The organism is Nonomuraea purpurea (genome assembly GCF_042650645.1).
Lineage (GTDB): Bacteria > Actinomycetota > Actinomycetes > Streptosporangiales > Streptosporangiaceae > Nonomuraea > Nonomuraea purpurea.
This window is the reverse complement of sequence record NZ_JBHSBI010000052.1, coordinates 1-13,538: the sequence shown is the minus strand read 5'-3', so window position 1 is coordinate 13,538 and position 13,538 is coordinate 1. Positions and strand designations below refer to the sequence as shown.

The 13,538-nt window shown below is 68.3% G+C and carries 16 protein-coding genes; 7 read left to right on the top strand and 9 right to left on the bottom strand.

Going from position 1 to position 13,538, the window contains the following annotated elements; genetic code table 11:
* The 5 genes from ACFOY2_RS52480 to ACFOY2_RS52460 all read right to left on the bottom strand — a co-directional run bounded on the left by ACFOY2_RS52480 (nt 1) and on the right by ACFOY2_RS52460 (nt 5,124).
* A complete protein-coding gene (locus tag ACFOY2_RS52480; protein ID WP_379535709.1) occupies nt 1-1,044 on the bottom strand; it encodes a hypothetical protein in 1,044 nt (347 codons plus the stop codon).
* 13 nt (nt 1,045-1,057) lie between these two features.
* The gene (locus ACFOY2_RS52475; RefSeq protein ID WP_379535708.1) at nt 1,058-2,599 is read right to left on the bottom strand and encodes an acyl-CoA synthetase; all 1,542 of its coding nucleotides are present in this window, start codon (nt 2,597-2,599) and stop codon (nt 1,058-1,060) included.
* A gap of 232 nt (nt 2,600-2,831) precedes the next feature.
* Nucleotides 2,832-3,740 (bottom strand): LysR family transcriptional regulator, encoded by a 909-nt coding sequence (locus ACFOY2_RS52470; protein WP_379535707.1) that lies wholly within the window; start codon nt 3,738-3,740, stop codon nt 2,832-2,834.
* 99 nt (nt 3,741-3,839) lie between these two features.
* The gene (locus ACFOY2_RS52465) at nt 3,840-4,154 is read right to left on the bottom strand and encodes a hypothetical protein (RefSeq protein ID WP_379535706.1); all 315 of its coding nucleotides are present in this window, start codon (nt 4,152-4,154) and stop codon (nt 3,840-3,842) included.
* A gap of 169 nt (nt 4,155-4,323) precedes the next feature.
* Entirely contained in the window at nt 4,324-5,124 is an 801-nt protein-coding gene (locus ACFOY2_RS52460) for a transporter substrate-binding domain-containing protein (RefSeq protein ID WP_379535705.1), read from the bottom strand.
* Nucleotides 5,125-5,326: 202 nt separating this feature from the next.
* On the opposite strand from ACFOY2_RS52460, the gene ACFOY2_RS52455 reads away from it, so the two are divergent.
* The 3 genes from ACFOY2_RS52455 to ACFOY2_RS52445 all read left to right on the top strand — a co-directional run bounded on the left by ACFOY2_RS52455 (nt 5,327) and on the right by ACFOY2_RS52445 (nt 7,142).
* Nucleotides 5,327-5,911 (top strand): hypothetical protein, encoded by a 585-nt coding sequence (locus ACFOY2_RS52455; RefSeq protein WP_379535704.1) that lies wholly within the window; start codon nt 5,327-5,329, stop codon nt 5,909-5,911.
* Between the two features lie 46 nt (nt 5,912-5,957).
* A complete protein-coding gene (locus ACFOY2_RS52450; RefSeq protein WP_379535703.1) occupies nt 5,958-6,734 on the top strand; it encodes a nucleotidyltransferase family protein in 777 nt (258 codons plus the stop codon).
* Between the two features lie 183 nt (nt 6,735-6,917).
* On the top strand, nt 6,918-7,142 hold the full coding sequence (locus ACFOY2_RS52445; protein WP_357818836.1) for a hypothetical protein: 225 nt from the start codon (nt 6,918-6,920) through the stop codon (nt 7,140-7,142).
* A gap of 226 nt (nt 7,143-7,368) precedes the next feature.
* Here the strand turns inward: ACFOY2_RS52445 and ACFOY2_RS52440 are convergent, their stop codons facing one another.
* Together ACFOY2_RS52440 and ACFOY2_RS52435 are read right to left on the bottom strand one after the other, a co-directional pair.
* Nucleotides 7,369-8,163 (bottom strand): IclR family transcriptional regulator, encoded by a 795-nt coding sequence (locus tag ACFOY2_RS52440; RefSeq protein ID WP_379535702.1) that lies wholly within the window; start codon nt 8,161-8,163, stop codon nt 7,369-7,371.
* A 281-nt stretch (nt 8,164-8,444) separates the two neighbouring features.
* Nucleotides 8,445-9,710, bottom strand: coding sequence for a poly(ethylene terephthalate) hydrolase family protein (locus ACFOY2_RS52435; protein ID WP_379535701.1), 1,266 nt, complete (start codon nt 9,708-9,710; stop codon nt 8,445-8,447).
* A gap of 382 nt (nt 9,711-10,092) precedes the next feature.
* Between ACFOY2_RS52435 and ACFOY2_RS52430 the strand changes: the two genes are divergently transcribed.
* Nucleotides 10,093-10,464 carry a DUF4345 family protein gene (locus tag ACFOY2_RS52430; RefSeq protein WP_379535700.1) on the top strand — a complete coding sequence of 124 codons (372 nt, stop codon included), beginning with the start codon at nt 10,093-10,095 and terminating at the stop codon, nt 10,462-10,464.
* Here ACFOY2_RS52430 and ACFOY2_RS52425 read toward each other — a convergent pair.
* Nucleotides 10,454-11,281 (bottom strand): AraC family transcriptional regulator, encoded by an 828-nt coding sequence (locus ACFOY2_RS52425; protein WP_379535699.1) that lies wholly within the window; start codon nt 11,279-11,281, stop codon nt 10,454-10,456. The two genes, ACFOY2_RS52430 and ACFOY2_RS52425, sit on opposite strands and share 11 nt — an antisense overlap.
* A gap of 50 nt (nt 11,282-11,331) precedes the next feature.
* Here ACFOY2_RS52425 and ACFOY2_RS52420 point away from each other — a divergent pair, with 50 nt between their 5' ends.
* The gene (locus ACFOY2_RS52420) at nt 11,332-11,775 is read left to right on the top strand and encodes a hypothetical protein (RefSeq protein WP_379535698.1); all 444 of its coding nucleotides are present in this window, start codon (nt 11,332-11,334) and stop codon (nt 11,773-11,775) included.
* A 696-nt stretch (nt 11,776-12,471) separates the two neighbouring features.
* Complete coding sequence (locus ACFOY2_RS52415) at nt 12,472-12,768, top strand: hypothetical protein (RefSeq protein ID WP_379535697.1); 297 nt, start codon at nt 12,472-12,474, stop codon at nt 12,766-12,768.
* A gap of 122 nt (nt 12,769-12,890) precedes the next feature.
* Here ACFOY2_RS52415 and tnpA read toward each other — a convergent pair whose 3' ends face one another.
* Nucleotides 12,891-13,307 (bottom strand): IS200/IS605 family transposase, encoded by a 417-nt coding sequence (tnpA, locus tag ACFOY2_RS52410; protein ID WP_379535696.1) that lies wholly within the window; start codon nt 13,305-13,307, stop codon nt 12,891-12,893.
* 41 nt (nt 13,308-13,348) lie between these two features.
* Between tnpA and ACFOY2_RS52405 the strand changes: the two genes are divergently transcribed.
* A partial coding sequence (locus ACFOY2_RS52405; RefSeq protein ID WP_379535695.1) for a helix-turn-helix domain-containing protein occupies nt 13,349-13,538 on the top strand: 190 nt, incomplete at its 3' end.

Here is a 13,538-nt window from a genome sequence, read left to right as displayed (position 1 = left end):
TCACCAGAGCCAGCGGCCGGTGTCGGTGAACTCCCAGACGTCCACGCCGTCCCGGGAGGCGAACGAGGCGGCCACGTGCCCGTTGAGCATCCGCGTGGCCATGCTGTGGAACTCGAAGAACGCCGATCTCAGCTCCGCCGGGCCGTCGGCGCCGAAGGGCTGGGTGCCGCGCACGACGACCCGGAAGGTCGTGGCGTCCACGCGTTCGAGCGCGGCCTCGCGGCGGGTGGCGCGCACCAGCGTGTGGTGGAAGGCGGCGATGTCGGCGACCGACTCGCCGCCGATTCCCGCCGCGAGGTCCGGCGTGAGCTGGGTGGCCAGCATCCGCATGGCGGAGCGGACCAGCTGATGCGTGGTGAGCTCGCCGTACCGTTCGTAGAGGCAGTCCACCGTGGAGCGGACGTAGCCGGAGGAGAACTTCGGGCGGGCCTTGAGCACGCGGGCCTCGGGCCACAGTTGGGGGTCGAGCACGGGGGCGGCGGCGGGGTCGAACTCCGGCGTGCGGGTGACCACCTCGAACCGAAGCGTCTCCTCCTCGGCCAGGTCGCGGTCGTGCTCGATGAAGTAGCCCTCGTCGTACGGGTCGCCCTCCATCGAGAACTTCGTGCCGACGTAACCGAGCCTGGGACAGCCCATGTAGCGGCCGTTGCGCGGATGCCAGGAGCTGAACACCGTGCGGCGCACCGAGGCGGGCATGGCGATCAGGGCGACGCCCGAGTACATCCACATCGGGGCCAGATAGCGGACCCACGCCTTGCGGGGCGACTCCTCGACGTACTCCATCTTCAGGCCGCCGATGATGTTGGTGAAGTAGTGGTACTTGGCGGCGGCGACGGCGGGCGGGGCCTTGTGGATGCCCAGCTTCTCCAAGCCCTCCATGTACCGCTCGCCCTGGTGGCCGGTCAGCACCCGGAACCAGAGGTCGTTGACCGCGGCCTCCCCCTTCTCCCGGTAGGTGATCGCGGTCAGCGCGGAGAACATCTTGCTGTAGTACGTGGTCGCCAGGGCGGAATCCGCCCTCAGCCGGGCGAGATCGGTGGTCACGGAAGGTCCTTTCTCAGTACTCGGCGCCCGGCCGGCGGGCGCGCAGCGGGGCGCGGCTGACCTTGCCCGACTGCGATCGCGGCAGGTCGTCCACGAACTCGATCACTTTCGGGTAGCCGAAGGCGGAGTGGTTGGCCCGTACGAACTCCTTGATGTCCGCGGCGAGTTCGGCGCCGGCCTCCCGGCCCGGTTCCGGGATCACGAACGCCTTGACCCGCTGGCCGCGCTCGGGGTCGGGAACGCCGATCACGGCGGCCTCCAGGACAGCCGGGTGCGTCGCGCAGGCCTCTTCGACCTCGGCCGGGCTGATGCGATATCCGGACGACTTGATCAGGTCGTCCCTGCGGCCGAGGTAGAACAGGTAGCCGTCCGCGTCGGCGTAGGCCGCGTCGCCGGTGTGGAACCACTCGCCCCCGAACGTCCTGGCCGACTCCTCCGGCCTGTTCCAGTAGCCGAGCGGGTACTGCGGATTGGTCCCGGCCCGCAGGCAGATCTCCCCCGGCGCGCAGGGACCGAGCTCCCGCTCGTGCTCGTCGAGCACCCTGACGTCCCAGCCGGGCACGGGCAGGCCCATCGAGCCCGGCTTCACCGGGACGCCGAGGAAGTTCCCCGCCATCGGGTACGCCTCGGTCATGCCGTAGTTCTGCAGCACGGGAATCCCGAACTGCTCGGTGAACCAGGCGCTCTCGGCCTCGCCGAGCGGCTCGTTGGCGCTGCAGCACACGCGGAACGCCTGGGGGAAGCGCCTGCCCGCGTCGGGCACCTCGCGCATCATCAGCCGCAACCCGGTGGGGTTGACGAACAGGTTGCTCACCTGGTGGCGTGACAGCGCCGCCAGCAGCCCTTCCGGGTCGTAACGCCGCTCGGTGGCGTAGACGAAGTTGACCGCGCCGTACCGCCACGGGCCGAGGATCTTGTAGACGCCCCAGGCCCAGTCCCCCATCCAGTACGAGGTCTCGCCGTCGCGCAGGTCCTGGCAGTAGCCGAACTCGTTGTGGCCGATCAGTCCTCGGTGCGGGGACACCACTCCCTTGGGGTTTCCTGTCGAGCCGGAGGTGTAGTAGATGAGCGCCGGGTCGTCCGCGCCGGTGTCGGCCGTCTCGAACGCGGTGGAGCAGCCGCTGACCGATTCGGGCCCGCTGACCACGAACGTCGACTCGGCGTGGCCGGACAGGCCGCGGGCGGCGTTCTTCTCGTCGGTGACCAGCAGGCGCACGCCGGCGTCGGAGAGCCGGTAACGCAGCGAGTCGTCGCTCCACAGCGGCGCCATGGGGACGCCGATCGCGCCGAGCTTGAGCACCGCGACGATCGCGGCGGCGCTCTCCGGGCGGGGCGGCAGCAGGATCGCCACCCGATCGCCTTCGCCCACGCCCATCTCCGCGTAACGGTTGGCGAATTGGGCGGCGAGGTCCTGCAATTCTCCCCAGAATATGCGGCGGTCGGCGCCGCCATTGTCGGTCCAGATCATGGCGAGTTTGTCGCGGGGATGTTTGTCGGCGACGTCGGCGGCCACGTTGTAACGTTCGGGGACGACCCATTCGTGGGCCCTGATCATTTCCTAATATCGGGACAGGTCAACCACGCTACTTCCTCGATACTGCGGGGGGATGGAGTGGCGGCGGCCGGTGGATTCACGGCACGAATCAAAAGGCGAGCGCGGTTCCTCGCCGAACCGGATTCATGGGTTATAGCGGTGAATTGATGCTAAACAGCAATTAAGCAACCGCACAAGGCGGGCCAGTGCGAGAAAAACTTGCCAGGGCGATAAGCGGCGCTTGGGCTGGCGCTCAGATCTCCTCCTGGATTTTCCGGCAGGCCTGCCGCAGCGCCCGCAGCGCCTCGCCCAGCAGCGGGTTGGAGTTCGCCGTGCGGTGCAGGGCCAGCACGTGACGCCGCGTGCGGGGCGAGGAGACAAGCCGCTGGGCGCGGACCGCCGGATCGGGCATGTGCGCCAGCGCCGGCACCACCGCCACCCCCACGCCCGCGGCCACCAGCCCGCGCACCACGTCGTAGTCGTTGCTCCTGAAGGCGATCCTCGGCTCGAAGCCCCTCGCGGCGCACAACCTGGCCAGGCACGTCGAGCCCGCGGTGTCCGCCTGGCTGGAGATCCACTTCTCCGACCGCAGCACGCCCACATCCTCGATCGGCCCCTGGATCCGGTAGCCGCAGGGCAGCAGCAGCACCAGGTCCTCCACCAGCAGCTCCACCGGCGTCAGCTCGACCGGCCACGTCATCGGGACCAGGTCGTAGGCGTACACCACGCCCACGTCCGCGCTCCCCGCAGTCAGCAACTCCAGGATCCGCTCCGGCTCCCCCTCGTCGAGCTGCACCTCGATCCCGGGATGCGCCCTCACCAGGTTCGCGATCACCAGCGGCACCACCCGGGCGTTGGCCGTCGGGAAGCTCCCCAGCCGCAGCGCCCCCGCCCGCCCGGCCACCACCGAGGCGATCTCCTCCTGCAGCTCCTCGATCGCCACCAGCAGATCCGCGCCGCGCGCCGCGATGAACTCCGCCGTCGCCGACGGGCGGATCCCGTGCGCCTCCCGCTCGAACAGCTGCGCTTTCACGGTCCGCTCCAGCGCTGCCATCTGCTGCGACACGGCCGAGGAGGTGTAGCCGAGCCGCCGCGCGGCCTCGGCGAACGAACCGGTCTCGATGACCTCGGCCAGGGTGCGCAGATGGCTAGGGTTGAGCATTTCGCTACGTTATCGTCCTGTGTATCCCCTTTTACCGGTAAACCGGCGTCGCGCAAGGCGCGGCGGCGGCCCGTCAGGCCGCCGCCGCGCCTGCCCTGGTTACTTGGGCACCCTGGTGGACCTGCTGCACAGGTTCATGTCGGGGACACGCTCGTAGTTGCCCCCGCCGGAGACCATGGTCGCGGGGAACCAGCCCCAGCCCCCGTCCGCGTAGGCCGTATCGCCCTTGGTGTAGAGCCAGTAGTTGTTGCGCGCGCCGCCCACCGCCGGGTTCTCTCCGCCCTTCGCCTGGCAGGCGAACCAGTTACGGCCCGCGTTGAGGTGGCCGACCTTCCCCGTCGCGCTGTAGAGCGCGCCGCCCACGTAGTTGCGGCAGTAGGTGGTGGGGGAGCGGAATCCCCAGGGGTCGGTCACGACAGGACCGTTCCCGCCGCAACTCCGGGCCACGGCGCTCGTGCCGAACATTCCCACTCCACCGATGGTGAACGCCCATTTCGACGATCCTCGAAGGCTCCTCCGGCCGCTCCCCCGCCGAACGAAGCAATCGCCGACCTCACCCGACGTTTGTGGAAACCGTATGAGTCTAGGAGCAGCCCTCGAACTGCGGCACAGAGACCACCGACAGGTCGATGCCCGAATTGCCGAACCACTTGTCCAGCAACCTGCGCGCCGTGCCGTCCTGGTACATCTGGGTGATGGCCCGGTTGAGCTCCTCGCAGCCGGCGACGTCGCCCTTGCGAACGCCTATCGACGTGCGTTGCTCGTTGAAAGTCGCGCCAACCAGGTGCAGGTCGACACCCGGCTTGGTGAGCAGCCCCGCCAGGATCTGGCTGTTGGTGGAGATGGCGTCGATCCTTCCGTCCTTCATCATCTCCAGGCAGGCGTCGTAGTCGGGCGCCGGGACGGCGGTCGCCTTGACCTGGCGCTCGTCGATGATCCGCTGAGCGATATTCGTGCCGCGTACCCAGCAGATCTTGCGGCCCTTCAGGTCGCGGACGTCCCGGATGACGCCTTTGTCGGCCGGCCGTACCGCGATGTCCTGGAAGTCGACGTGGTACGGCCCGGCGAAGTCGATCACCTTCTTCCGCTCCGGGGTGACCGACAGGTGGGCGAAGACCAGGTCGGCACGGTTGTCCGTGAGCACGGTGAGCTGGTCGTCGGCCTTGATCTCCAGCCAGCGGATCTGCTTGCCCAGCCGGGAGATGAGATATTCGGCCACGTCGATGTTGAAGCCGTCGTAGGCGCCGTCCTGCCCCCGGAAACTGATCAGCGGGACGTCGGAACGAATGGCGACGATCACCTCATCCTTGTCCACAAGGGATTCCGGTCGTGCGGCGCTGCAGGCGGTAAGCAGCAGCATCAGGCAGATCAGCGGTTTTCTCATCGGTACTCCCTGAGATGAGCAGGGCGCCTGCGGCCAGTCCGGCGGGGATCGACCGCCCCGCAAAAGCAACTATCGGTAGCAATGCCGAAGAGATCAACGGTTTTGTCGGGAGATCAGCCCGACGTCCGTCCCCGGAAGGTTCGGAGAGCCTCACGGAGGGTAGTCGAAATGAAACCCTGGGTGTCGAGAGGAGGGCACAGCGATGCGTCCCATCGCCTCTGCCGTCATCGTCATGGCGCTGGCCGCCACCGGCTGCGCGAGCGTGGGCACCTACCCCTCGAACTCGGTTCCTCCGAACCCGGGCGCCAACGCCAACGCCACCACCCAAGGCCGGCTCTACCTGCGCAACATCTTCCTCCTGAACGGAAGCGACCCGGTCTCGCCCAGCCCGCTGCTCGCGCTGTACGGGGTGCTGATCAACGGCGGTCAGAAACCCGATCAGCTCGATCGGATCACCATCGAGGGAGGCGGCACGGCGCAGTTGCCCGGCCCCGTCGCCCTGCCGCCCAACCAGCCGGTCGGCACCGGGGAGAGGCCGCTGTCCATGGTCAGCGGTGTGCGCGGGACCGTGGTGCCGATGACGTTCACGTTCAGGTACGCCGGGCCTGTGCGCCTGTACGTGCCGGTCAAGTTGCGGGTCGGGGAGTTCGCCCACCTGCCCGAGCCCGGAGGAGCACCGTCCCCGCCAAGTCCTGCCGCAACGAGCGGCCCCAGCCCGATTCGGACGGGGCCCGCGCCGCCCAGCCCTCCTCCGACGGGCATCGAAATGGTCCCGCACGGGGAATGATCAGGCGTCCCAGCCCCCCAACCAAGATCAACGCTAGATTGACGGCATGACTTCGGACGACCTCATTCCGTCTGCCGGCGAGTCGCCGCTGGCATCGCGGCCGGTGACCCAGGCCGTGATCCTCGCCGGTGGCCATGGATCACGCCTGCGTCCCTACACCGACACCCGGCCCAAGCCGATGGTCGAGATCCCGGGTACCGGTCTTCCCATCATCGGCCACCAGTTGCAATGGCTGGCAGCGGAGGGGGTGACCGATGCCGTCATCTCCTGCGGCTACCTTGCCGAGGTGGTGCTCGACTGGCTCAGCACGGCGAACCTGCCGCTCAACGTGATCCCCGTGGTCGAGGCGGAAGCGCTCGGGCGCGGCGGCGGATTGAAGTTCGCCGCCGCTTCACTGCCCCGCCGGAGCGAGCCCTGGTATGCCACCAACGGCGATATCTGGACCCGCTTCGACCTGCGGGCCATGGCGGCTTTCCACCATGAGCGTGACGCGCGCGCCACCCTCGCCCTGGCCCGCCCCCGGCTCCCCTGGGGCACCGTCGATGTCGATCGTTTCGGCAATGTCTTGGACTTCGTCGAGGCTCCGCCCTCGCCTTATCCGGTCAATGCCGGCGTCTACGTCTTCTCCGCCCAGCTCACCCCGATGCTTCCGGATCTTGGTGACCACGAGCGCACCACGTTCCCCCACCTCGCGCGGCAGCGTCGGCTCGCGGGTTACGAATTGCCGCAAGGCGTGTACTGGCGAGCCATTGACACGGCCAAGGACCTGAACGAGGCCGCCAAGGAACTGGCCGCCTTCCGCGCGAAGGGCACGACATCCTGACCTGGGGCTCGGGCGTTCTCCACGGAACCAGCCGATGCTGACAGCTCCCCCATACACGACATGTCGCATTGAAGACGCGACATGAACTTACCTTGTATGACGTGTCAGCGTTCGTCGCTTATCTGCGATGATGATCAAGTCGCGACAGCGGCATGAGTTGATCACCCACAATCGGAGGTAAAGATGGCGGTTGCCGCCAATCTGGACAAGCTTCTCGACAAGGCCTACGAAAGCACCCCGCTGGAGCAACTGCCGGACGCACCGGTCGCCGGGCTGGCCGGGGTAAGCGAGGCGGACGCCGAGGCGCTGGCCAAGGCGTTCGGCGTCAAGACGATCGGCGACCTTGGCCGTAACAAGTACTTCCGGGCGGCTGCCGCCATCGTCGACCTCGCTGAGGCCAGCAAGTAATTCGTTCACCACGGTGATGCGTGAGGGGGCGCTCGTCGCAGCGCCCCCTCACGAGGCAAGAGTGAACCGCGGCCCGGCGAGCGCATCGTGGGTGCCGTTGTGGAGCGCGAGGCAAGCCGGGCGTCGCGATCCGCCTGACGGCGGCGGAGTCCAGTGATCACGCAATCTCTTCCGATCGAGGGCGGCTTCCTGCCTGCTCGACCCTTGTCGCGGCGTGAAAGTGCCTCTATGGGCCTTGCGGGTTTCTGAGGAGTTGGAGGCTGATGCCCCGGGCGGCGGCCAGGACGGCGGGGACCGTGCCCGGCAGGGGCGCGCCGGCGCGGACGACGACCGACAGGGCGGCCACCACCTCGCCCGCCGCGTTGCGTATGGGGGCCGCCACCGAAACCGCATCGAGCGTGACCTGGCGGTCGCTGAGGGCGTAGCCGGTGCGTCTGACCTCGGCCAGCATCCGTCGCAGGGCGCCCGGATCCACGATGGTCTTGCTCGTGAAGGCCGCCAGCGGACCGGACAGGGCCTGCTCCTGGGCCGTCTGCGGCGCGTTCGCGAGCAGCACGAGGCCGACGCCCGTCGCGTGGGCGGGCCAGCGTCCGCCCACGCGGCTGTGGACGTGGATGGCGTCGCGGCTGGAGATGCGCTCGATGTAGACGACGTCCAGACCGTCGAGTACGGCGAGTTGGACGTGCTGGCGGGTGGCGGCGAACAGATCCTCCAGGTACGGCATGGCCACCTCGCGCAGTCCCAGGCCGCGGGGGGCCAGCACCGCGACCTCCCACAGGTGGAGGCCGATCTGGTAGCGGCCGTCACGGTCACGTTCGAGGGCGCCCCAGGAGACCAGTTCGCCCACCAGGCGGTGGGCCGTGGTCAGAGGCATCCCGGTCCGACGGCTGATGTCGGACACGGTCAGACGGCGGCATTCGCCGGAAAAGGCGTCCAGGACGCTGAGGACCCGGCTGGCCACCGATCGGGTGGGGTCCGGTTGCCTGGACGAGGTGAACGTGGCTGCGCTGGTCAAGGTCATGGGCAGTGCCTCCGACAGTCGCTCGCGCTTCGAGATGCCCGCATTCGTGATGTACGCGACCTCACAGGTCGGGTGAATGTTGTCTGCGGCAACGTAATTCGTGGAGGCGGGCTGGTCCAGCCTCTCAGCGGGGCCAGTTTGTTGTGGTTCATAACAATCTTGAAACATCGCCGTCATCTCGCCTGCTCATGGCATGCGGCGCTTGAGAGTGCCGAGGACAGCAGAGAGCCGGGCCCGGCGCGCGCGTCCGCCAGGCCCAGCGATTCACGAGCGGAAGCCGGTCAGAACGGGCAGGTGTCCGTCCACTGGGTCACGAGAGAGGTGTTGTTCTTGTCGGCGTCGCGCTGGGTGCCGCAGAGGAACGGGGTGAAGCGGGTGTCGTTCCGCAGCCACCTACTGAAGAACGACACGATCCACTTGCCTTGTTTGGCCTTGTTGCCGTAGCCGGTCATCGGGCAGAGATGGTCGCCGGGAACCTCGATGTACAACTTCTCGGCCTGGGTCATGCTGTTGTACCAGGGCCTGGCGTACGTGCTGCCGGGCGCCGCGACGTCGCTCGCGCAGGTCAGGAAGAACGTCGGCTTGGCCACGGCGGCGAAGCTCCCGCTCGGGTGGTATGGCGCCAAGGGCACGCCCGCCCTGAAACGGGTGTCGTCGCGCAGCGCCACCATCGTGCCGCCACCTCCCATGGAGTGGCCCGACACGCCCAGGGTGCCGTTCACCTTGCCGGAGACGGGGTTGCCTGTGGCGTTGCTGAGGTTGATCAACTGGGTCCCGGCGGCCCTGATCTGGGTACCGCGCTGGTCAGGGCTGTCGGTCAGCGTGTTGGTGTCGACGTTGAGCACGACGAAACCCCAGGAGGCCAGGCGCGGGCCGAGCCAGCTCAGGTTCTGCTGGGTGCCCTGGTAGCCGGGCATCAGGATGACGCCGGGGTAGGAGCCTGCGGCGGTCGGGTACGTGATCGTGCCCGCCCGGTAGCCGCTGGGGCTGGGGACGGTGTAGGCGGAGGTGGTCAGCGGTCCGTTGGTCGCCTCCAGGGACTGGATGGTCGGGTCGGGGATGGTGCCGCCGGGATTTCCGCCGCCCAGCGTGCCGTAGATCTGGAACTCCCACAGCGAGTAGCCGTACGGGGTGGCGCGGGTGGTGCCGTACAGCCGCACGTACCGTCCGGTTCCGGTCAGGCTGAGGGTCTGGGTGCCTCCGGTGCCGGCGGTGGTCGAGTACACGGTGGTCCAGGTGACGCCGTCGCCGGACGTCTGGATCTGGAACGCCCGGGCGTAGGCGGCCTCCCAGTTCAGGACGGCCTGACTGAGGGTGGCGGAGGCGCCGAGGTCGACCTGTAACCACTGCGGGTCGCTGAAGGCGGTCGCCCAGCGGGTGGTGGCGTTGCCGTCGACGGCCGCCGCGGCGGGCGTGGTGGCGTTCTCGACGGAGGAGGCGGTCACCGGCTTTCCCTGAGAGAGCAGGTCAGCGGCGGCGGAGGTCGCCTGGGCGGGCAGCGCGCCACCGCCGAACAGCGCGGTTACGGCGGCGAGGGCCAGCGACACACAGGCCACCGGCCAGGAGGTCCATGTGCGGGAGCGGTGAAGAGGGCGGGGTGGGTGAAGAGAAGAGCGCATGGTCTTACCTCTGCGTTCCGGGCACGGCTGTCGCCGGCACGAGGACAGGGGAAACACGGCTCTACGCTGAGCCGGCCATGAGAGAGCGCTCTCGTACACCTTGGCGCGTGAACGATATGCGGCGCTTCATGACCGCGAAAGCAGCACACCCACTGAACGGAAGACCAATGCGACCACCGCGCTCAGGTCGACCGGCGGGCGCGTGCGCCGCAGGCCCGGACGCGGCGGGTCGGTGAAAGCCGGGTGCGGCGCGGGTGCGACAGGCTGGCTCGACCAGGCAAGCTGCTGTGACGCACAGAGGAGTACCTTCATGTCGGCTGTCGTGATCGTCGTGATGGCGGTCTTCTTCCTCGGGATGGGCCTTTACGGTCTCCTCTCGCCTGCCGCGCTGATCAGGCCGTTCCGGATCGTCGCCGACTCGGCCGAGGCACGCACCGAGATCCGCGCCGTGTACGGCGGCTTCGGCGTGGCCGTCGCGGGCCTGCTGCTGGCAGCGGCGGCCGACACGGGCGGGATACGGACGGGCGTGGTCGTGGCCGTCGCGGTGTCCCTGCTGGGCATGGCCTTCGGACGGCTGGTGGCGCGGGCGGTCGAGCAGCCGTCGGCGTTCTATCCCTCGTGGTTGTACTTCTGGGTGGAGGCCGTCGGCGGCGGCGCGCTGCTGGCCGCCATCACCTGGTGAGCCCCACGGGATCCAGGCACCGGATTGTCAGGCTCCGGGAGAGCAGGGCGCTCGGGGGAAGGCCGAACATCGCATGGAAGGCGGTGCTGAAGTGGGACGGGCTGGCGAAATAGCCGTCGGCCGCGGCGCGGGTGAGGTTCGCGCCCTCGGCCAGCGCACGGGCGGCCCGGTGCATCTGCGCCCACAGCCGGAACCTGCGGTACGAGGTGCCCGTACGCTCACTGAACAACCGCAAAAAGCGCGACTCCGACAGTCCGAACTCGGCTGCCAGCAGCGCGGCGGGCAACGGCTCGTCCGCGCCGATCAGACGGCGCATGGCGGCGGCGATCCGGGGGTCGGTGAACGACGCCGCCACATGCCCGGTGGCCTCGGCCGTCCAGGCGGCGATCTCCTGGTCAGGGCTGTGCGCGGAAATGGCCGCCGCCCGGACCAGCAGGCCGGCCTCGCTTTCGTGCCCGGTCAGGACGCCGTGGTCGCCGGCCGCGAACCTGGCCCGGCACGCCCGATCCTCGGCCGAACCGGGGTCGAGGTAGAGGAAGGCCATGCGCTCGCCGCCCGCGATGAGGTGGTGCCGGACCCGTGGCGGGACGAGAGCGGTCCGCGCCCGCACTTCGCCGTCGGGTGTGCGCCGTACGGTGAAGGGCGCGTCCACGCCGACGGCCACGCATGCCACCGCGCCGGAGTGCGGGCCCAGCCGCAGAGACGGCCCCGCGTACAGGGCGCGGCCCGGCCACAACCACACCGCCGCCTGCCCGTCCGGAGCTTCCCGGCCCTGGGGTGACGCCGTGTCGCGGCAGGTCCGTGAAAGCGCTGACATCGACGTCTCCCGCAGGCTTACCGGATTCGGAACGTTCATTGGAGGATACGGTGCGCTCGTTCACCCGCGGGATCGGCATGGCGTTGTTCGGCGTCGTGGGAATGCTCAACCTCGCCCCGGGCCTCATCGTGTTGATGCCGTCGAAGCTGGCCGGCGTCTACGGCGTCGTGGCCGCTGACGCCACCAGCACCCTGCTTCTGCGGCACCGCGCGGTGATGCTGGCGTTGCTCGGTGCGGCGCTGCTGGCCGCGGCATTTCTGCCGAGCCTGCGGATCCCGGTGCTGGCCGCCGCCACGGTCGGCAAGGTGTCGTTCATCCTCCTGGTGTTCACGAGCTCGGACGCGCACCCGAACCTGACCCCGGTCGCACTCGCCGATGTGGCGGCGCTCGTCGCGCTGGCCGTGGCCGCCGTCATCATCCGCCACCCGAGGCGACCTGCGCCGCCCTCTGACCGGGCCGGCGCCCGGGAGAGCGATGGGCGCCTTTTGCCCTGATCAGGGCTCGCGGGCGGCATCGGCCCTTACGAAGCCATCACCTTCGGCTCCTCCTACTGGGACGCCGACCCGCAACCCGCGATCGCCCGTATCGCCGAGGACCACTTCGGATGGCGCGAAGCGCGCACACCTCAGGAGATCATCGACGACGCGGACAGTGAGTACTCCGACCTCATGGACCGCGTCGACGCGCTCAGCATGTACTGAGGCCCGAGCGCGCGTGCGTCGAATGCGGGCAGTCGAAGGACCCGGACAGGAACGCGCGGTGTCGGTGCAGGTCAGGGCCAGCCGTAGCGCTGGTCACAAGCGTAGAGGGGTGAGTCGGCGTCGGGGGGCGGTGAACGGGGTGGTCATGTGGCTTCCCCGGCGGCGAGTTCGGCGCGGCGGCCGTCTTTGAGTCCGCTTCCGCACTGGTCGATTGCAGGTCTGGAAAGATCCATCCGTGCCGGGGCCGCTCACAATCTGATTCCAGCACCGCTTTACAGGCCCCTGGCCGTCGCGAACGCTGAACCGTCGCGGGTCCAGGCAGCTGCCCCGTTCGTCTGGGAAACACAGCGTTTGGCACTGACCGTTGGTTCACTGACAACAAGACGCGAACAACTCCACCCGAGAACGTCCGAATCAACATGTCCCGCGGCAGTTCAGCGCGGGTCTCTTCCGACAACTTCATCCGCAAGGAACATCCCGCTTCAGGCGGTGGTCTGGTTCGGCGTGCTGGGGTTTCCAGTAACAGCGGCAAACAGCGTGGGGTTCGCGTTGTTCGCGCTTCTTCTGCTGGAGGGGGCCGGGTATTGGTTCGTCAAACTCCGCCAGATCGCCACGCGAACCAGATCCCTACGCGGAGCCGGAGCCTTCGTTGTCGCCCGCAGGGGCAACGTTGCCGTGCTGGTCGCCGGGCTGCTGTTCATCGGCTGGGCGGTGGTGACCGATCCGGGGGGGCGGGAAGCTGGCCGGGTCTGGGGTTCGGGCTGTTCGCAGTGCTGGAACAGGTGAATTACCGAGAAACCGCAGAAGGCCCCGTCCTTCAGCTTCGGGGCGGGGATGGATGCGTCCCCTGCAGGGGATGGCCCGCCGGGGGCGGGACAGACCGGAGCGCGTAGCGCGGACGCAGGGTGTCAGACTGGTCGGCGCTGCTGTTCGATGTACTGCTTGATGATCGATGGTGGTGCTCCGCCGCAGGACGCGGCGAGGTAGGACGGGGACCAGAAGTGACCGTGCATGATGGCCCGGTTGACCCGTCCGGTGAACTCTTTGCGCAGGTAGTGGGAGGAGACGCCCTTCAACGAGTTGACCAGTTTGCTGATGGCGACCTTCGGCGGGTAGTGCACGAGCAGGTGAACGTGGTCGTCCTCGCCGTTGAACTCGCGCAGCTCGGCCTCGAAACTGTCGCATACCTCGATCATGATGTCTTCGCATCTGCGGAGCATCGCGTCGTCGAACACGTTTCTGCGACATTTGGTGACAAAGACCAAATGGACATGCATCGCGGAAACCACGTTCCTGCCTCGCCAATATTCCACTTCCTGGCTCATAGACCAGATGCTAAAGTGTTCGACCAACGGCTGGGGTGATCGTGGCTGGCGGGTCGGAGGTGGCCAAGGTGAAGCTGCGTTACAACTACAGGCTCTACCCCGACGCCCCTCAGCGGCAGCTGCTCGCCCAGACCTTCGGGTGTGCCCGCATGGTGTGGAACGACGCTCTGGCCGCCCGCAAGGCCGCGCGCAAGGCCGGGCTGCCGTTCATCGGGGACGCCGAACTCCAGC

Coding starts and splice junctions, on each gene's coding strand:
- ACFOY2_RS52475 (WP_379535708.1), bottom strand. CDS start 2,599: ATGATCAGGGCCCACGAATGGGTCGTCCCCGAACGTTACAACGTGGCC.
- ACFOY2_RS52470 (WP_379535707.1), bottom strand. CDS start 3,740: ATGCTCAACCCTAGCCATCTGCGCACCCTGGCCGAGGTCATCGAGACC.
- ACFOY2_RS52460 (WP_379535705.1), bottom strand. CDS start 5,124: ATGAGAAAACCGCTGATCTGCCTGATGCTGCTGCTTACCGCCTGCAGC.
- ACFOY2_RS52455 (WP_379535704.1), top strand. CDS start 5,327: ATGCGTCCCATCGCCTCTGCCGTCATCGTCATGGCGCTGGCCGCCACC.
- ACFOY2_RS52450 (WP_379535703.1), top strand. CDS start 5,958: ATGACTTCGGACGACCTCATTCCGTCTGCCGGCGAGTCGCCGCTGGCA.
- ACFOY2_RS52445 (WP_357818836.1), top strand. CDS start 6,918: ATGGCGGTTGCCGCCAATCTGGACAAGCTTCTCGACAAGGCCTACGAA.
- ACFOY2_RS52440 (WP_379535702.1), bottom strand. CDS start 8,163: ATGACCTTGACCAGCGCAGCCACGTTCACCTCGTCCAGGCAACCGGAC.
- ACFOY2_RS52430 (WP_379535700.1), top strand. CDS start 10,093: ATGTCGGCTGTCGTGATCGTCGTGATGGCGGTCTTCTTCCTCGGGATG.
- ACFOY2_RS52425 (WP_379535699.1), bottom strand. CDS start 11,281: ATGTCAGCGCTTTCACGGACCTGCCGCGACACGGCGTCACCCCAGGGC.
- tnpA (WP_379535696.1), bottom strand. CDS start 13,307: ATGAGCCAGGAAGTGGAATATTGGCGAGGCAGGAACGTGGTTTCCGCG.